The organism is Alteromonas sp. S167, from assembly GCF_036864375.1.
Taxonomy (GTDB): Bacteria; Pseudomonadota; Gammaproteobacteria; order Enterobacterales; family Alteromonadaceae; genus Alteromonas.
The window spans coordinates 76,002-95,654 of record NZ_JAZETR010000006.1; the positions used below are offsets into that span (position 1 = coordinate 76,002).

General features: G+C 44.7%; 14 protein-coding genes. 11 read left to right on the forward strand and 3 right to left on the reverse strand.

Annotated features, from left to right (window positions below; genetic code table 11):
• Nucleotide 1: 1 nt before the first annotated feature.
• Nucleotides 2-2,128, reverse strand: a complete 2,127-nt coding sequence (gene mnmC / locus V7R35_RS10775; RefSeq protein ID WP_334014825.1) for a bifunctional tRNA (5-methylaminomethyl-2-thiouridine)(34)-methyltransferase MnmD/FAD-dependent 5-carboxymethylaminomethyl-2-thiouridine(34) oxidoreductase MnmC — start codon at nucleotides 2,126-2,128, stop codon at nucleotides 2-4.
• A gap of 59 nt (nucleotides 2,129-2,187) precedes the next feature.
• Nucleotides 2,188-3,204, reverse strand: coding sequence for a Kelch repeat-containing protein (locus V7R35_RS10780; protein ID WP_334014826.1), 1,017 nt, complete (start codon nucleotides 3,202-3,204; stop codon nucleotides 2,188-2,190).
• A gap of 524 nt (nucleotides 3,205-3,728) precedes the next feature.
• Here V7R35_RS10780 and fabB point away from each other — a divergent pair.
• A complete protein-coding gene (fabB, locus tag V7R35_RS10785) occupies nucleotides 3,729-4,943 on the forward strand; it encodes a beta-ketoacyl-ACP synthase I (protein ID WP_334014828.1) in 1,215 nt (404 codons plus the stop codon).
• A gap of 78 nt (nucleotides 4,944-5,021) precedes the next feature.
• Here fabB and V7R35_RS10790 read toward each other — a convergent pair whose 3' ends face one another.
• Nucleotides 5,022-5,708, reverse strand: coding sequence for a Crp/Fnr family transcriptional regulator (locus V7R35_RS10790; protein WP_334014830.1), 687 nt, complete (start codon nucleotides 5,706-5,708; stop codon nucleotides 5,022-5,024).
• Nucleotides 5,709-5,834: 126 nt separating this feature from the next.
• Between V7R35_RS10790 and V7R35_RS10795 the strand changes: the two genes are divergently transcribed.
• The 10 genes from V7R35_RS10795 to V7R35_RS10840 all read left to right on the forward strand — a co-directional run bounded on the left by V7R35_RS10795 (nucleotide 5,835) and on the right by V7R35_RS10840 (nucleotide 19,651).
• The gene (locus V7R35_RS10795) at nucleotides 5,835-6,590 is read left to right on the forward strand and encodes a class II aldolase/adducin family protein (protein ID WP_334014831.1); all 756 of its coding nucleotides are present in this window, start codon (nucleotides 5,835-5,837) and stop codon (nucleotides 6,588-6,590) included.
• Nucleotides 6,591-6,685: 95 nt separating this feature from the next.
• Nucleotides 6,686-7,861, forward strand: a complete 1,176-nt coding sequence (locus V7R35_RS10800) for a 4-phosphoerythronate dehydrogenase (RefSeq protein ID WP_334014832.1) — start codon at nucleotides 6,686-6,688, stop codon at nucleotides 7,859-7,861.
• A gap of 199 nt (nucleotides 7,862-8,060) precedes the next feature.
• On the forward strand, nucleotides 8,061-9,077 hold the full coding sequence (locus V7R35_RS10805; protein ID WP_334014833.1) for an aspartate-semialdehyde dehydrogenase: 1,017 nt from the start codon (nucleotides 8,061-8,063) through the stop codon (nucleotides 9,075-9,077).
• Nucleotides 9,078-9,535: 458 nt separating this feature from the next.
• Entirely contained in the window at nucleotides 9,536-14,275 is a 4,740-nt protein-coding gene (locus V7R35_RS10810) for a FimV/HubP family polar landmark protein (protein WP_334014834.1), read from the forward strand.
• Nucleotides 14,276-14,334: 59 nt separating this feature from the next.
• The gene (gene truA / locus V7R35_RS10815; protein WP_334014835.1) at nucleotides 14,335-15,126 is read left to right on the forward strand and encodes a tRNA pseudouridine(38-40) synthase TruA; all 792 of its coding nucleotides are present in this window, start codon (nucleotides 14,335-14,337) and stop codon (nucleotides 15,124-15,126) included.
• A gap of 31 nt (nucleotides 15,127-15,157) precedes the next feature.
• Entirely contained in the window at nucleotides 15,158-15,955 is a 798-nt protein-coding gene (locus tag V7R35_RS10820; protein WP_334014836.1) for a substrate-binding periplasmic protein, read from the forward strand.
• Between the two features lie 253 nt (nucleotides 15,956-16,208).
• Entirely contained in the window at nucleotides 16,209-17,054 is an 846-nt protein-coding gene (gene accD / locus V7R35_RS10825) for an acetyl-CoA carboxylase, carboxyltransferase subunit beta (protein WP_334014837.1), read from the forward strand.
• A complete protein-coding gene (gene folC / locus V7R35_RS10830) occupies nucleotides 17,054-18,346 on the forward strand; it encodes a bifunctional tetrahydrofolate synthase/dihydrofolate synthase (protein ID WP_334014839.1) in 1,293 nt (430 codons plus the stop codon). The genes accD and folC overlap by 1 nt, the downstream gene beginning before the upstream one ends.
• A gap of 60 nt (nucleotides 18,347-18,406) precedes the next feature.
• Nucleotides 18,407-19,021 (forward strand): SPOR domain-containing protein, encoded by a 615-nt coding sequence (locus V7R35_RS10835; protein ID WP_334014841.1) that lies wholly within the window; start codon nucleotides 18,407-18,409, stop codon nucleotides 19,019-19,021.
• Between the two features lie 141 nt (nucleotides 19,022-19,162).
• Nucleotides 19,163-19,651 (forward strand): CvpA family protein, encoded by a 489-nt coding sequence (locus V7R35_RS10840; protein ID WP_334014842.1) that lies wholly within the window; start codon nucleotides 19,163-19,165, stop codon nucleotides 19,649-19,651.
• The last annotated feature ends 2 nt before the right edge of the window (nucleotides 19,652-19,653 follow it).

The following is a 19,653-nucleotide window of genomic DNA, read 5'->3' on the forward strand; positions in this document are numbered from 1 at the left end:
CCTACTCACCGCGAATAGCTTGTCGGGTCATAAAGCGGCTTGTATTCACTGCATTTAGTAGGTCGTTATTAAGCGGTAATGGCTCGTCACATAAACTGCTCACTAATACTTCGGCCATTAATGGGGCAGTAGTCAGTCCCCTAGAGCCTAAACACGTTAACGTAGATACACAACTGCTTGGTAACAGTGGCGACTGCTGTAATGGTTTACCTTGCCCTAAGTCGCTGTATTCGTCTTTTAGCACGTCAAAATTGTGTAAAGCGCCCACAACTGGCTGATGATCAGGTGAGCCTAAACGCGTCGCTGCTCGTGCTTCACCATCATGCTGCAACTCGGCCAATAAAGCAGTGTTTTCCAATGCCTTTTCATGGGTAAGCAAATTTGTACGTGTTTCTTCCTCTCTTACTACCGTTGATAAGTCATTTTTTAGGTACGTCGACCCAAGCGCATGGCGCTGGTTCAGGGCAGGGGTCATGTAGCCTTTGTGGCATAACACCGTATTCAATTCTGAAATAGGGGCTTGCGTAGGAATGGCCTCTACCTGACCGCGAACAGGACGAAGTGGAAGCGAAGCAAACACATCTGAAGTAACAGCGCCTGCACCAAGTGTCAATATTAAATGGTTTGCGAACAGCGTAACCTCTGAAGAGGCGTCTATAACAGCATCTTCTTGTCCACTCTTTGCTTTGGCCTTCTCGTTTATAGTGGAAGCAGTATCAGTGTTAGAACCAACCTCGAATGAAATGTGAAGTGTTTTATTCTTGCTAGTGTCACTGTGACGCACTTCAGTGTGACGAATATAGCGATGATTCGTTTTTACCTCTAAAAGCCCTGTTGCTTCAGCCTGTGCAATCATCGCGTTTACCAGCGAGGGTGGTGAAAGCCAACCGCCTTGTTCAATCCAAAGCCCTGCATAAGGCAAACTAAGGTTTGCTTTTTGGCTTACTTCGTCCTCGTCTATTAAGCGTACTAACGCATCAGGCCAAATTTCTGAAGCGCCCAGCTTGGTTTGTCGTGTGGCTACTTTTTCGTTGAAGCTTAATTGAATAACGCCGCAAAAAGCGTGCGGCACGTCAGGCTGAAAACGCAAAACATCGTCATAACACTGCCTTGCATATAAAAAACTGTGTGCTTGAAGACGGCTAGCAATACTTGCTTCGCTGTGCAGTTGAGGGTAAAAGCCACCTTGAGGATTTCCAGAAGCGCCTGTAGCAGGAATATCGCCATCAAAACACAATGTGGTTTTTATGCCGCGCTTAACCAACGATAAACACGTGCTTGCTGCTCCAAGTCCAGACCCTACTACAACCACATTGTCTGTTTTAACATTTACCTTGTTTGAATATCGGTAATAAGGCCCTTGAGGAGCGCGTAGTTTTGTAGGCACTTGCGCGTTAGCGTCATCAAATACGCCTGTTAGCATGTCGCGTTTGCGGCCAAAACCGTTTCGCTTTTTAATGGTAAAGCCCACAGCTGCAAGGCCTCGCTTAACAATGCCTGCGGCAGTAAAAGTGCCAAATGTGGTGCCTGATTTTGACAATCGTGCCATTTGTGAGAACAGTGCGTCTGTCCACATATCTGGGTTTTTACTTGGGGCAAAACCATCTAAAAACCACGCGTCTATTAAGCCATTTTGCGGGCAGTGCCATTGAGGCAGCAACTCATGTACATCACCCATCCACAAATCTAACGTGGTTGAATATTCAGGGAAATCTAATCTATGACAGCCCTCTAACCCCATAGGGTACTTGGCACTTAACGCATCAGCTTCTAACTTTAACGCCGGAAAAGCTGAAAGCGCCCTTTGCATATCGTGCTGAGGAAGCGGAAACTTTTCAGTGGTAATAAAAAATAATTGTTTGAGCGGGTGTTTGGGGTTCGCCGCCTTGAACGCGTTAAAGGCATGCATAGCAACCAAGAAATTCAGCCCAGTGCCAAACCCTGTTTCGGCAATAACAAAAGTTGGCTTTTCCCACATTAACCAACGCGAGGGTAGGTCGTTGCCCTCTATAAATACATGTTGGGTCTCATCAATACCACTGTCGTTTGAAAAATAAACGTCATCGAAATGTGTGGCCACAGGTGTACCGCTGTCGTTAAATTCAACCTGTGCATGTTTAGATTTCACTCGAGTGTTGTCTCCGTCGTTTTTAATTATTTTAACAATCAATAAAAGGGTGAACGCATTTACAAGTGTTGAATTGCGTCATGAGTAACAACTTGATTAGCCTTCATGCCGCCCACAGTAAACCAGCCACCATCAATATGCAGTAAACCTCTATGGTCCATTGTACTGTGCTTTGACGCACGGACAGACCACGTACCCTTGGCAATATTATACGACCAAATGACTTTGTCTGGCTCAGCAGGTTTGCCGTTGTAGCCCATGCCGTTGTAATTGTAAGGGTTTGTCGACCCTCCAACAAAATGTACAAGCTTTTGTTCAGCGTCGCCGGCACTGGCCATTCTGTATCGTGCTTGCTGAGTTGGGTGAGGAATAACACGCCAGTCAATCTTAGTTGGATCTTTTATGTTTATTTCACCTCGAAAGCAGGCGGTTTCTGCGGCAAAAGAGCGGCGCTTGTTTTCATGTGGGACAACAGAAACACCGTCACAAATTACCATGATGTTGTTTACAATGCCGCCAGCATGACCAAAAACAGGCTTACCTAAAAACGGACTTGCTTGCTGCCATGTGTTTTCAACTGTGTCGTATATTTGAACTAGATTTACATTACCATCGTTATGCCAGCCTGACACAAGGTACACGTAGCGCGATTGATAAACTAACGCTACTGCGTCATCAACAGGAACGGGCATGGATGCAAGACGAGAATACGTGGTGGTTAACGGGTCGTACTTGTACACGTCTGGCGTACTTATTTCACTGTGATCACTGGCAACGGTATAGCCGCCAAAAAGATATGCTGCTTGATTTACACCTACTGCTACAGACGCTAACCGCCCTTTAAGCGATAAACTTGAAGGTACGTCGGGTATTGTCTGCCACTGACCTGCTACACCGTCTTCGATTTTCAATTGCCATGCTTTGTTGTGTACGTCGTGATGCGTTTTACCTTTAAATAACCCCATAAAACTGAACACAAACTGCGTGTCATTAATCTTTAACGTTGCTACTGCATTGTTTGTTGAAGCTTGTGGAAGTGGAGGCAATGAGAGCGCTGATGAGGCCTCTTTAGCCACAAGCGTTTTGCATGCTATCGTGGCTAGCAAAAACGAACTAAAACAGAAACGTTTGCAGAAATTTAATAAGAACATTGTTGTTAGGTTATCCGTGTAGGCTCTCGTTTTTAAAAAGCGTCGCGTGTTATAAGCGCTCTGGGCAGTTATATGAACGCTCTAGGCAGTTACATAAACGCTCTGGGCAGTTATATAAACGCTCTGGGCAGTTATGTGAATAATAACACGGGCAAATGTCACTATGTAATGCTCCTATTGGATTCATGCTTTTGATAGTTCAAAACAAAATAGTTTAAATTGCGTAATTTAAGTCGATTAAGGATGTTTTGTTTGTTGCGCTCGTTGAATTGATTTAAGTTGCTTACAAGTGTACGCTGAGTTTGTGCGTAAAAGTAATTTCGCAACAATAACATAGCGTAAACGGCACCGAAGATTTCGAAAGTTGTTATCAACATAAAGTGCTCAAAGCAGACCACTTTACCAATCAAAATCGTTACCATAAGCCGCAATAACGCAAAGGATAAACTATGAGAAGAGCAGTTATCACCGGTCTTGGCATCGTATCAAGTATCGGCGTGAATAAAGAAGACGTACTTGCTTCATTGAAAGCAGGTAAATCAGGAATTACATTTTCAGAGCAATTCGCAGAAATGGGTCTACGCAGTCAAGTGTGGGGCAATATCGATATTGATTTGAAAGAGCACATCGACAGAAAAGCAATGCGCTTTATGGGCGATGCCGCCGGTTATGCTTATGTAGCTATGCAGCAAGCAATTAGCGACTCGGGCCTTGAAGAAAAAGACATTTCAAACGAGCGCACGGGTATTATTGCTGGCTCTGGTGGCGCATCATCTGAGAACCAAGTATTGTCAGCCGATGTGTTACGAGAGAAGGGCGTAAAACGCGTAGGACCTTACATGGTACCTCGTTGTATGGCGTCTACCGTTTCTGCTTGTTTAGCAACGCCGTTTAAAATTCGTGGCGTTAACTACTCCATTGCCTCAGCATGCGCTACCAGTGCTCACTGTATTGGTAACGCACTAGAGCTTATTCAGCTTGGTAAACAGGATGTTGTCTTTGCCGGCGGCGGCGAGGAACTGCATTGGTCTTTGTCTAGTCAGTTTGACGCAATGGGAGCACTAAGCTCTAAATACAATGACAACCCAGCTGTTGCTTCACGTACCTACGACGCAGCCCGTGACGGCTTTGTAAGCTCTGGCGGTGGCGGTATGGTTGTGGTTGAAGAACTAGAACACGCTCTTGCTCGTGGTGCAAAAATTTATGGTGAAGTAGTGGGCTACGGCGCAACGTCAGACGGTTTTGATATGGTAGCTCCGTCGGGTGAAGGCGCAATTCGCTGCATGAAGATGGCAATGCAGAATGTAAATGGCCCTATTGACTACTTAAATACACACGGTACATCAACGCCGGTGGGAGATGTAAAAGAACTCGCTGCTATTCAAGAAGTGTTTGGGCAGTCTGGAGTGCCAATTAGCGCAACTAAGTCGCTTACAGGTCATGCGCTTGGCGCAGCCGGTGTCAATGAGGCTATCTACAGTTTATTAATGATGGAAAACAATTTCATTGCGCCGTCTATTAATATCGATACGTTGGACGAAGCAGCACAAGGGTTAGATATTGTTACTCAAGCGCGTGAGACGCAACTGAATACTATTATGTCTAATAGCTTTGGCTTCGGCGGTACTAACGCAACACTTGTTATGCAGCGTTATAACGGCTAATTCTAAGAAGAGTGAAACAAAAGCGCATTGCTTGGCTGCAATGCGCTTTTTTTATGTTTTTTATTCATCATCAAAAAGCTAGAACTGATAGCGACTAAAAAGTGCATCAGGAGCGCCTATGGTTATCTTTCCGTAGTGAAGGGTTACCAGTCCTTCTTTTTGCAGTTCACCTAATAACTGGTTCACGGTTTGTCTGCTGCTATTTATCATTTGCGCCAAGGACTCTTGCGACAGTGTTAATGTTATAGCGTCGTGCTTTGGTAATTGTTGGCCATAGCTGGTGGTTAACATCAGTAGGCGCTTTACCAACTGATGCTTCAAGCTTAGCCCTGCACTTGAGTCTATAAATTGAAACGCGCTGCGTACGCGAGTACACAACAATCGCGTAAAATGCGGGTACAGCTCAGGGTATTGTAAGAGCAGTGCTTTAAAGGCAGGCTTCTGGATAATGGCAACGGTACAAGGGGTTTCACAAAAATTATCGTGGGTGCGGGGCAGGTCATCAAACATTGATATTTCGCCAAACCAAGTACCAGGCCCTAAAAGTGCAAACAGCATCTCTCGACCATCTACTCCTACCGATACAACGCGCAGCCTTCCCTCACAAACGCCATAAAAACCAACGCCATCCTCACCTTTAGCGTGAAGCTGTTGCCCTGCTTTTAAATGCTTTAGTCGCATTTTATCAAGCATTGCATCTTGTAAATAGGCTGGGATATCGCTGAACCAGATTGAGCTTGTCAGTACCGATTTAAAGTCTTTCATTTAACAAATTGCTAACATTGTCGTATTTACGACAGTGTATAGCAGTTTCAGCGAGTAATGTAGCCTTATTACAAGCGTGACTCGCGTGGGCACAAAACGCGGGCAAAACAGGATTGGGTGGACGATATGACACAATCGGTAAAAGACCAAGTAAGCGAACAAGAATGGCAAACGCGTGTTGATCTTGCTGCATGCTATCGCGCGGTGGCTATGTACGGATGGGACGATTTAATTTTTACCCATATATCTGCACGTGTACCGGGGCCTGACCATCACTTCCTCATTAACCCTTATGGCATGATGTTCGACGAAGTTACAGCGTCAAGCTTAGTGAAAGTGGATCTTCACGGAAACAAAGTGATGGACAGTGAATATGAAGTAAATCCGGCTGGATTTACTATTCACAGCGCCGTGCATGAGGCAAGGGAAGACGCAAAATGCGTTTTACATTTGCACACAGCAGAGGGGGTTGCAGTATCTATTTTAGAAGAAGGGCTCCAACCGTATTCTCAACAGTCGTTGTTTCCATTGGCGTCCCTGTCTTATCACGCGTACGAAGGTGTAGCCCTGAATCCTGATGAGAAAGCACGATTAGTGCGCGATTTGGGTAATACGCAGTTTATGATTTTACGTAACCATGGCTTGTTAACCTGTGCTGACAATATTGCAGACGCATTTCTTTTTATGTTTATTTTACAGCGTGCATGCGAAATACAGCTTAAAGCACAAGCTACAAACCAGCCACTTATTCCTATTCATTCTGCTATTTTGGACGGTATTAGGGCGCAGGCTGAACAGGTTACAAAAGGTGCTGGCGGTGCGCTAGCATGGCCAGGTATTAAACGTCGTGTTGCACGTCATTTTCCGGGTTTTGATGAATAACAAGTCAAAAGCAAATGGCAGGTTCTTTAACTAAAACGTAAAAGAAGCTGCATAGCGCTAGGTGTAAACCATGGCTTTGCGTTACACTTAGCGCTATGAAAATACTCCTTGAAGACACTATTCCTTTTGGTCGCGACTACCTCGATGATGTAGGTGACGTTACCACCTATGCGTGGCAATCGCTTAAACCTGAAGACTTGCAGCACACTAACATTCTTGCTCTTAGGTCGACAACAAAAGTTACGCCTGAATTACTTGCAAATGCAAAGCATCTTAATTTTGTTACCACTGCAACGGCAGGTACGAATCATCTAGATAAAGACTATTTATCAAACGCAAATATTAGCTTTAATTCTGCGGCGGGATGTAATGCGGTAGCCGTAGCTGAATATGTGCTAAGTGTAATGCTGCATGCCCATGTAGCAAGCAAAGTAGATTTAAACACGGCAACCGTGGGTATTGTTGGCGCAGGCAATGTGGGCAGCGCGTTATCGCGAATTCTTTCAGTGCTAAATATAAAGCATTTGTTGTGCGATCCGCCGCTTGAAGAGGCTGGCGATGCAAGGCATTTCTCAAGTTTAGATGAAATAGCGAACTGCGATGTTATTTCACTCCATGTTCCTTACGTTAAAGCGGGTGCTCATCCCACAGGACATTTAATTGCTCAAAATTTTCTGGCTGCACTTTCAAGTAAACAGATACTAATTAATGCATGTCGCGGTGAAGTAATAGATGAAAGTGCGCTGTTAGCAAGATTAAAGCAGGATAACGCGCCCACGGTTGTGCTTGATGTATTCGATAACGAACCCAACATCGATACACGTTTGTTTGACTATGCATGGTTTGTAACGCCGCATATCGCAGGTCACTCGGTTGAGGGTAAAGTGCGCGGCACGCAAATGATTTATGAACAGATTTGTGAGGTTGTTGGCGCAAAAGCCACTAAATCGTTAGATGATTTTTTAGAGTCCACTTCCCCCATTTCTGCTGAGCTTAATTTTGCGCATAGTGAAAAGCTAGTGTTTGAAGACTTAGCGAAAGTATTTCATAAAGTGTACGACATCAGCATAGACGATCAGCACACGCGCCGCGCAATGACGCAATCTGACAGCGAAGCTTTACACAATAAAAGCGCTATATTTGCCTCTTTGCGTAAGCAATACCGTGTGCGAAGAGAATGCAGTGCTTACAGGTTAATGCTGCCACGCGATACAAGCAAAAACATACAAAATACCTTTTCAGCATTGGGTTTTAATGTGCAGCTTGGCTAAGTGTAAGTTGTCGTTTGACTAATAATGATTGAAAAGTAGTCAACCTGCCTAACAGGCAATAGATAGCGCTAAAATAAAGAGCGTCATTACTTTATTATCACAGTAACAAAATAAAGGCGTACCAAAACACGTCAGTTTTCATTTTTAAACAAGCAAAGCAGAACAAGCTTGTTTAACCAAAGTAGGAGCATTAAGCATTATGTCGCAAGCGTTTGACGTAGCGGTATTGGGTGCCACAGGTTTAGTGGGCCAAACCATGATTGAACTATTAGAAGAGCGTGATTTTCCTGTAAATCGTTTGTATCCGCTTGCAAGTAAACGTTCAGCAGGTAGCACCGTGTCGTTTAAAGGCGAAGATATTGAGGTGCTAGATGCTGATGATTTCGATTGGTCTCTTGTTCAATTCGGGTTCTTCTCAGCAGGTGGTAGCATTTCAGAGAAGTTTGCCCCAAGAGCAGCAGAAGAGGGATGTATTGTTATCGACAATACGTCACACTTCAGATACGAGCCAGACATTCCTCTTGTAGTACCAGAAGTGAATGCTCATGCTCTGGCTGACTTCAGAAACCGCAACATCATTGCTAACCCTAACTGCTCAACTATTCAGATGTTGGTAGCACTTAAGCCTATTCAAGACGCCGTAGGTATAGACAGAATTAACGTATGTACCTACCAGTCAGTGTCTGGCGCCGGTAAAGAAGCGATGGAAGAGCTTGCAAAACAAACGGCCGGCCTGCTTAACGCGAGAGAAGTTAAGAACGAAGCATTTAGCCGCCAAATTGCATTCAACGTTATTCCTCAAATTGATGTATTCCAAGATAACGATTACACCAAAGAAGAAATGAAAATGTTGTGGGAAACGCAGAAAATAATGGGCGATGAAAGCATTTTAGTAAATGCTACTGCGGTTCGCGTGCCTGTTTTTTACGGTCATGCCGAAGCAATTCATTTAGAAACGCGCTCACCTATCGACGCGGAGCAAGTAAAACAGCTTTTAGCAGATGCACCCGGCGTGACGGTTTACGATACAAACGAACAATTTCCAACTCAAGTATCAAGCGCAAGCGGCAACGATATTGTGCATGTAGGCCGAATTCGTAACGATATTACGCACCCTTGTGGTCTTAATTTGTGGGTAGTATCAGACAATATTCGTAAAGGCGCTGCTACAAACAGCATACAAATTGCTGAAACGCTTATTCGCGATTACTTGTAATTATGGCAAACGGCGTAATCTAAGCCTTGTTTTTTAAGGTTAGCTTTCTGGGCTTAGTTTTTTTTGGCCTAGTTTTTTGGTTTTAAGGGCTAAGCATAGAAAAAGTAAACCTTTTTCTATGCTTGCCGATAGACTAAGAGTACAGGCGAAATCCGTAAAACATGCTGTCAAACTAGATTGACCTGAATAACTGGTTTATAGTTTGAGTAATAGCATTAAGTCGTTTTATCGACATTGTATAAAAATAGCATTTAGTCAGTGACTTAGGGTGTTTCATGTTTCCGGAAATAGCCTAGCGATAAACATGTGCTGACAGTATATGTCACCGCCAAATGTTAGGTGCGCCGGTGATTAAAAAATAAAAATAAAAGCCAATACACTTCTTATAAAAACGATTGGCTGTAAATCCGCCTTATCGTCATGGGCGGTAAAGACGCTTGAGGGCATATAGGATAGCTATGAAATTGCATTTGACGGGCTTACTTCTACTTACACTTTGTTTGTCTGCCCCTATCGCGACTGTCGATGCACAGGAGCGCAGTACCTTGTTAAAAGGCCCGAAAGACGCCAGCGATCAATTTTCAGGCCTTGAATACGGCCCAATAGATTCTTCCGATACGTTATGGCGCATTGCAGAGCGCTATCGTCAAAACAACAACCTAAGCGTTTATCAAGTGATGAGCGCTATTTACGAATTAAACCCCAATGCTTTTGAAAACGGCAACCTAAACCTGCTGGTTGATGGCGCCGTGTTAAAGCTGCCCTCCGAGCGTTACATTGCCCGCATCGACAAAAACAAAGCGCAAATGCGTGCGGAGCAAGACGACCGTGAATTTGCAAAAATGCTCAATGAGCCAGGGAGCAGTGTTAAAAACATCAAACCTGCGTCTCCACTGGTAAATCAAAACGACCTATCGCAAACGCAAAACGATATCGAACAGAAAATTACTGCGCTTGATGCTGAGCAAAACCGTCAGTTCGACGAACTTCGTATGCAGTTTGCAGCATCACTGGATAACGTTCAGGCACTGCTTGATGAAAATAAAAAGCTTTACGAACGCGTGGACGCGGTAAACGGCGAGATAGAAAATCTGCGCGGCCAAGTGGAAGGCGATGTTAAGGCGCAGCTTGATATGCAAGTAGCGTTGCAGCAAGAGCTGCTTGATATGATAAAAGCTGAACAAGCACAGCGAGAGGCCGAAAAAGAAACCTCTGTGTTATCTGCGCTTACCAGCCCGTTAAGTTTAATCATTGGCTCGTCTATTTTGTCGCTGCTGCTAGTTGGCGGTCTTATTACTTGGTTGCTCAAACGTAATTCAACGCCGCAGCAAGCTCCTGAAACCACACCTCCTATCACCGCTGGCAACGACGATGTGCCGGTACCTGAATCGGACGTTGCTGACTTGTCGAGTGCGCTTAACGCCGACTTAGATGATACCGCCGACTTATCAGATGACGATTTATTCAACGACGACGATTTGCTCGACGATGTGCTTACTTCCGATTTAGAAGAAAGTTTGGACGATGAGCTAGAGACGTTTGCCGACCTTGAAGACGATATGTTGGTGCCTGATGAAGACAATGAAGAATTGTTTGAAGAAGGTGCTGATGAGCTTGATCAAAGTGAATTAGATAGCTTGTTTGATGATGATGATTTATCAGACAAAGTACTTAATGAAGATAACGACGATTTGGAAGGGTTCGACCTTTCAGGTGATGACGACGTTTTTGATGAAGCTACCGACGATGCTGCGGCTTCCGATGAAAGTGAGACGGCAAGTGACGCCGACAGCAATACAGACGATTTCGATGTTGACGATTTAATTGACGGTGTTCAAGACCAAAGTGCTGACAGCGAAGAAAGCGTAGACCCCGATGACATCCTCGCAGAAGTAGCGCAAAGCGATAATGAAACTGATGAGGACAGCAACGAAACCGTTGATGATGACGATATCGATGCCCTGTTAGAAGGAGCTGGCACAGACAATAGCGACGATAATGTCGATTCAGAAAATGATGAAACCACATCGTCACTTCCTAGCGTTGAAGACCAAGACGACAAGCCTGAAATAAGCATTGATGACCTGTTGGAAGAGCACGGCGTAGATGCTGGTTTAACTGATGAGTTAGACAGCAACGACGATTTAATTAATGAAGACATGCTGGGAAAACTTGATGATGAGATAAACCAGCAGAATAAAGAAATAAACAAGATAACAGACGATTTGCTAAATGAAATTGAGCAAATTGAAATGATGGGCGGCCTTGATGACTTCGACGACGATGACGAAGAAGAAGACATCGATACATCGACACCATCACCACAGTCTATTCAAAGCCTTGATGCAATTACCGATGATTTAGACGAAGTAATTGACGAGGAAATTGAAAGCGATACCGATTTTAGCGATCCGCTTTCTGATGAGTTAATTGCCGAGCTGCAGGCCGAAGATGAGGGCAATGACGAATTTGGTGGTGAGTCTGAGCAAGAAAATGATTTAGACGATCCGTTAACCGACGAATTACTTGCTGAGCTTGAGGCTGAATTGGATTCGGAAGAAGATGTAAGCCCAAGCTCGGATGACGACTCTGATAACGTTGAAGACTCTGAAAGCGATGAAATTGAAGATGATTTCAGTGACCCGCTAACTGATGAGCTTCTTGCTGAGCTTGAGGCTGAAGAAACGAATGCTGATGATATAGACTCTCTCAGTGATGAGCTATTGTCGGAGCTATCGGAAGAAGACGATGAAGAGCTTGCTGAAGAACTAGAAGAATCAGAAGAACCGCAGTCAGAGCAAACAGAAGAACAAGATGTTGACTTCGATGAAGTAGCCAGTGAAGAAAGCGATGAAGGCGCTACGGAAGAGCTTACTGAAGAAGCCGAAAACGAAATCACGGAAAACGCATTAGAAGATGAGATCACTGAGCAATCTGTCGACGATGAAATAGATGCAGAAGCTGAAGAGAATTCAGCTCCAGATGATGAAACTTTAGCTGAAAGCGCCGTCGAGCTCGGTTCAGATGAAGTTACAGACCACGATGAGCAAAACCCTGATCAGCAGGTCCACGATCAGCAAAACGAAGAGCAGCAAGACGAAGAGCAGCTAGACGAAGAGCTTGAAAACGAAATCGCCGACGATGAACTAGCTAGCGACGAACAAGCAGAAAGCGAAACGTCGATAAGCGAAGATGAGCCTGGTGAAGAAGGGGCAGATAGTGCTGAGCAAACCGACATAGAGCAAGACGATGCTGAGTCAGAGGCTCCTGATCGAGAGAATACGGTTCAAGAAGTTTCCGAGCTAGAAGACGTAAATTCTGAAAGTTTAGATCAAGAAAGCATAAATCAAGAAGAGCAGTCTGAAGTTGATTCTGAAGCTGATGAAATAGACGATGATACTAGCGAAGATGCACTACCAAAAGATGACAATACAGACGCTGAACTAGAAGATGCGGTTGAGACTGAGACTGAGACTGAGACTGAGACTGAGACTAAGTCGGAGCAGTCAGTTACAGATAGTGAAGCGGAAGATACCCTTGACGATGAATTAGCAACTGAAGACACTCTGCCAGAGCCAGAGCCAGAGCCAGAGCCAGAGCCAGAGCCAGAGCCAGAGCCAGAAAGCGAAACAGATGAGACTGAGCTAACCGGCGACACAACAGAAGAGCCGATAACCGACGACCAGCAAATTGAAGACGCATTATCAGACGTTGATAGTGACGAATTAAATACTGATGAAGTCGATGAAGAAGAACCTAGCGAACTGTCAGAAGAGCAGGGTGATACTGCTGAAGTAGACGCTCAAGATGAAGCAGCAGAAGATCAACAAGTAGACCCGCTTGACGATGCTATTGAAGCATTCGAACAGCAGATGATGGACGACATTCCTTCGTTTTCTGAAGTTGATTCAACCGATACCGCGTCGAACGAGCCAGCTGAGCAAGAGCCAGAAGATGCTATTGAAGAGGAATCTGAAGACGTATCAGATGAAAATAGTGAAGATGAGTTTGACGATAGCCTGCTCGACGCCGCATTTGATGAAGTAGATACATTCGAGCTAGAACAAGAGGTTGATGGTGTTATTGATTCCGACAGTGAATCACTTGCAAGCGACCGTGAAGATGCTCGCGACTTAGCGCCAGAAGAACTTGCATCGGGTGATGAAGCTTCATCACAAGAGGGACTTGCTGATTCCGATGATAATTCAGACCAAGCCCAGCAAAGCATTGACGAATTAGACGATGTACCTGGTTTAGATGATTGGTTGTCTAGCAATGACAATTCTGACGATGACGCTGTTCTAGAAGACTTAGACAGTACTGAGTTTGATGAGCTTCTTCAAAGCTTAGAGTCTGACGAGCCTGCACAAGCGCAAGACATCGAAGAGACTGAGTTATCGTTACAAGATGACGTAGACGACGAGGAAACATTCTCGTTGGATGAATCTGAAGAAGATGTTGTTACTTCAGATAAGGATGATTCGCAGGGCTCAAGTGACACTGATAATCATGAAGAAGCAGCTTTGCCAGATATCGCAGGCTCTACAGATACTGATGCTCAAGACGATATCTTTGAATTAAAAGATGGTGATTTAGACGACAGTGATTTAGAAGAGTTCTTTGAACTTGAGGGCGGTGAAGAGGAAGCCAGTGACAGTGAGCTTGATGATTTATCACTGCCTGACGAATTTGAGATTGAAGACGCTGATGAGCCTAACGTAGATCCGAGCGAAGAGGCGACTGTTGAGCAGGCAGCAGACAATCAAGAAGGTGCCAACGCTAATACCAACGAGCAGAAAGATGACGATTTAACACTGGATAATCCTGACTTAGATTTGGCAGCCTTGCTAAACGATGGTGGTGATAGTGTTGAAGCAGGGGCTCAAAGGGTTGAGCCAGAGGATTTTCTAGACGTCGAAGCATTGATGGATGAGGGCGATGATGCTAGTGAAGTGGATCCTGACAGTCAAGATCTTGACCTTGATGTAAGTTTGTCTGATTTCACCGGCGTAACAGATGAAGACACCGTTATCGATATAGATAAAGATGCAGGCCAAAACGCGAATTTAGATTTAGCGCGTGCTTATATTGAAATGGATGATGTTGATGCAGCACGAGAGTTGCTTGATGAAGTTATTCGCGACGGTAATCAAGAGCAAAAAGAAGAAGCAGAATCTATTTTGAATGGCATTGGCTAATTGCATGTTAAGTGTGACATGACTACACTTAGCGCCTTTTAGTTTAGAGGTAGTCAAAGATGGGGCGAATTGCCTTAGGCATTGAATACGATGGTGCAGCAGTATATGGCTGGCAGCGTCAGCGCGAAGTACCCAGTGTTCAAGAGCATCTTGAAAAAGCACTTTCAACGGTAGCTAATCAGCCAATTGAAGTTCAATGTGCCGGCCGCACAGATGCTGGCGTTCATGCTACTGGGCAGGTTGTTCATTTTGACTGTGACGCACCTCGCAATGAGCGAGCATGGACGCTGGGCGTTAATGCTAACCTTCCTAATTCGGTAGCCGTTACGTGGGCTAAAAACGTCAGTGATGATTTTCATGCGCGTTTTTCAGCCACTCACCGTCGATACCGTTACGTCATTCATAACACTAAAATGCGACCAGCCATTCTCAATAGTGGTGTCACCCATGTTCACCGCACGTTAGATGAGGTTAAAATGCATGAAGCAGCGCAGGCATTGCTAGGTGAACAAGACTTTACCTCTTTTCGCGCAGCGTTGTGTCAAAGTAATACGCCATTTCGAAATGTAACTAATGTGAGTGTCTACAGGCAGGGGCGTTATGTAATAATCGATATTCGTGCGAATGCCTTTTTGCATCATATGGTGCGCAATATCACTGGGGCACTCGTTGAAATCGGCGCTGGTGAGCAGGACGTTGATTGGATTGCCCATTTGTTAAGTTTAAAAGATCGCAGCCAGTCTGCAGCGACAGCAAAACCAAACGGTTTATACTTGGTAGACGTTACATACCCTGAAGAACATGGATTACCCAAGCCGCCTTTAGGCCCGCTTTTTCTTCCAGAACATTAGGCTTTAATCACCACGAGCAAAGAGACTCACCATGTTTTTGTGGCATAAAAAAACGAAACTGATTCTACTGGCGCTAGTATTGCTGCCTTCTTCGTTGCATGCCACAACAACACCCAAACAAACCACCATTCGGTTTGCTGTTAACACTCCCGGTTCTGCGCCATATTTGTATTATGACGTCACGACAGGTAAATATCAGGGAGTTGTCGTCGATTTTTTCAACACCATTGCACAGAATAAGCTCACGGTTTCTTATCTAGATTCTAATCGAGCCAGAAGCGAGCAGCTTGTGCATACCAGTGCCGTTGATGCCTTTCTTTCCTCGCCTAATTGGCTAGAACATCCCGATGATTTTATCTACAGTGTGCCGTTAATACGGCACGACAGTTACATGTATAAAACTTCTGAGTTTTCTGAACCGTTCGATGCTACTAAGCTTAACGGGTCAAGCGTGTGCACACGCTACGCTTTTGTTTATCCCGTTCTACAACCATTTTTTGATATGCATGAAAACGGTCTTGTTCGGGTGAATTCAAGTAGCCATGAAACCATGGCTACCATGCTGACAAAAGGGCGTTGCGAATTCGCTATTATGAGCGAACAGAATGCGCGTTCCATTATGTTCAACGAAAAATTTTGTTCAAATACTTTCTATCAGTCCCTTAATGTCATTAATGGTGTTGAACTGGTTTTCGTACTGCGCCCTGAACTTGTTGACTTTCAGGCTGTTATCAATGAAGCATTAACCAAGTTTGTAATTAGCGGTGCTAGAGAAGAAGCATTGAAACGCCATTCTGGTGATGCAAGCTTTCCAAAAGGAAAATGTTAGGGGCATTTTGCAGTCTCACTGTAAAGCTTGTGTGTTTTTAAACCAAATCCCCCCAACTTCTTAGACCAGTTTTGTTTTTTCCATTTCGTTGTATTGTGGTCTAATAGCGCGCTATATTAGATAGCTGTTTTGTGGTGATGCGTGTTTTTTCTTGGTATCGCTACAACATGCACAAAATTTCAGTCTTGCTGGTCAACTATGAATAAACATCAAAAATTGTGGCCGGCAAACAAAAATAAAGGATTCATTTTCAATGAGCTGGATTCAAAAGATTCTCCCTCGAACGCAAACGTCAACCAAAGGTAACGTACCTGAAGGAATTTGGACAAAGTGTGGTTCTTGCCAGGCAGTGCTTTATAAAAGTGAGTTAGAAAAGCTTCAGGAAGTTTGCCCGAAGTGTGACCACCATATGCGCATTACTGCGCGTCGTCGCATTGATGCATTTCTTGACGATGGCGATCGCGTAGAGCTTGGTGCTGAGCACGAGCCGCAGGATGTATTGAAGTTCAAAGACTCTAAACGCTATAAAGATCGCATTGTAGCGGCTCAAAAATCAACGAACGAAAAAGACGCTCTAGTCGTTATGCAAGGCAAGCTTAAAGGCATGCCGGTTGTTGTTGCGTGTTTTGAGTTCGCGTTCATGGGCGGTTCAATGGCGTCTGTGGTTGGTGCGCGTTTTGTCGCCGCGGTTAATGCATGTCTAGAAAACAATATGCCGCTAATTTGCTTTTCTGCAAGCGGTGGCGCACGAATGCAGGAAGCACTTATGTCACTAATGCAAATGGCGAAAACGTCTGCAGCATTGGCGAAAATGAGTAAAAAGGGCCTTCCTTATATTTCAGTACTTACCGATCCTACCATGGGCGGTGTATCAGCAAGCCTTGCAATGCTAGGTGATGTTAACGTTGCCGAGCCAAAAGCACTTATCGGCTTTGCAGGCCCTCGTGTTATCGAACAAACTGTGCGTGAGAAGTTACCGGAAGGGTTCCAGCGCAGTGAATTCTTGGTAGAGAAGGGCGCAATTGATATGATTGTTGACCGCAGAGATATGCGTGATAGATTACATGGTCTGTTAGTTAAGTTGCATAACAATCATTAGTGAATAACCAAAATAATACTTCCGTTGGCTCAGCAGGTGCGCCTGTACCATCTTCAAAAAGCCTGGGCCAATGGCTATCCTACTTAGAGTCAATTCATCCTAGCGCTATTGATATGGGGCTAGACAGAGTAAAAGCCGTTGCGAATGCTATGAAGCTATCGCTAGACGGCAGCTTGGTCATTACCGTTGCCGGAACTAACGGTAAGGGCACTACATGTCGCTTGCTTGAGCAAGCATTACTAGCGCAAGGTAAAACCGTTGCGGTATATAGCTCTCCTCACCTAATTGACTATCGCGAAAGAGTGCGCCTAAACGGTGAACTGGCCAACGCTGAAGCCTTTGTGTCGTCTTTTGAATGCGTTGAAGAAGCGAGAGAAGATGTAACCCTTACCTATTTTGAGTTTGGTACCCTTGCTGCAATGAAGATGATGCAGGAGTGGAGTGTTGATGTAGCCATTCTTGAAGTAGGCTTAGGCGGACGTTTAGACGCTACCAACATTATCGACCCTGACCTTGCGGTAATAACCACAATAGATTTAGACCACCAAGATTGGTTGGGCAACACACGTGAAAAAATTGCCCGCGAGAAAGCCGGAATTATGCGTCATCAAGGAAAAGCCGTTGTTGGTGATTTATTCCCACCGTCTTCGCTGTATGACGTTGCCAATGAACTGCAAGCAGTTGTTCGCTGGGCTACTGAAGACTTTATTAGCGAAATTAAAAACGATGGTAATACCTGGTCATGGAAGGGTAAAACGTACGCGTTCGACAATCTGCCATACCCTAATATACCGTTACAAAACGCAAGCACCGCGCTTGCGGCATTAGAATACCTTGAAATGATGCCCAGCGAGTCATCGCTGCAGAAAATCATAGCCAATACGGTTATGCCAGGAAGGCAGCAGACAATCAGTGATGACCCTCTCGTGGTGGTTGATGTAGCCCACAACCCGCAGGCTACTACCGCTATGCAGGCATGGCTTCAACGATACGACGTCAGCAGAATGCGTATTGTTGTTGGTATGCTTAAAGACAAATCTATTGCTGAAACATTGGCGCCGTTAAGTGAGCTAAATGCAAACTGGTATGTGGCCACTACTGAGGGGCCTCGCGGATGTAATGCTGAAGTACTTGAAAATGCACTTGTTAATGCCGGCACAACCATAGAGAATATAGCCACTTACGACAGCGTTTCAGCGGCATACTCTAAGGCACGTGCAGATTACCAGCCCGGTGAGCTAATTTTGGTATTTGGCTCTTTTGTTACCGTGGCAGATGTGCTTGCTAAGTAGTGCGCCAATGCGCACTTACTGCATTTCGTCGAGTATTCAGGGTTTTAGCGGGAGATTACAGTGACATCGGCATTAAAGAATAGACTGGTTGGCACCATTATTATTGTGGCGTTAGCCGTTATTTTTTTACCAGACTTTTTAGACGGTAAGAAACAAACTAACAGAGAGCCTTTTGTTTCTGTGCCAGCCAACCCGCCAGTAAAGCCTATTGTTGAGCCAGAACCTTTTCCTACAGAGCGTGTAGCTAAGGCTGCAGTACCTGAAGTAACGCTTCAGGATGAAACGCCATCAGACGAACTGTTGGAAGAAAATTCGGCTCGAACTGTTAGCAACACGGCTGAAGATTTAGCTAAAAACAGTGCAAAAGAAATTGCAGAAGACGACTTAGCTAGTCAGACCGTTATTGAAACGAAAAGCGATATTGCTGATGAAGATGCTGGCTGGGTGATACAGCTTGGCAGCTTCAGACACGAAAAAAATGTAAAAGCGCTGCTTTCAAAACTGGAAAAAGCAGGGTATCGCGCGTTTAGCCGAAAAATACAAACAAGCTCAGGTAAGCTTAACAAAGTATTTGTTGGCCCAGATTTAGACAAAAAGAAGCTTGAAACGGCGCTTCCACACCTTAAAGAGCTAACAGGGCTTAAAGGCAAGGTGACTACGTTCAAAGTAGAGTAAGTTTTCTAGGGCATTTGTTTTGATGCTCAGTATTATTACGCACTAGTAATATTTCTTGCTTCTGTTAGAATGCGCGCCATCTCGCCAAAGGCTCGTTACTGCATGAAAATTTGTGCGTAACAACAACGCAAAAAAGAGACGATGAACTGGGTAGACTTTTCCATACTGGGTATCATTGCGGTATCTACCTTAATAAGCCTCATCAGAGGTTTTGTTAAAGAAGCCATTTCTTTAGTGGTATGGTTCGCTGCACTCTTTATTTCAAGCAACTTCTATGCTGACCTTGCCGTTTACTTCACAGCCATTGACGACCCCTATTTGAAAAACGGTGCTGCTATTGCGGCGCTGTTCGTTACAACACTCATTTTAGGTGGCATGATTAACTTTGCCATCAGCCAACTGGTGCAAGCTACCGGGCTGTCTGGAACAGATCGCGCGCTTGGCATTGTGTTCGGTGCGCTACGCGGCGTGCTAATAGTTAGCGCTTTACTGTTTTTTATGGACACCTTTACCAGCGCAGCCTCAGCAGCTTGGTGGCAAGCGTCGGTGCTCATCCCAGAGTTTGGTATTATTATTGAGTGGTTTTTCAGCTACGTGAAAGACTCCTCCAGTTTCTTAAATCCCGCTTGAAA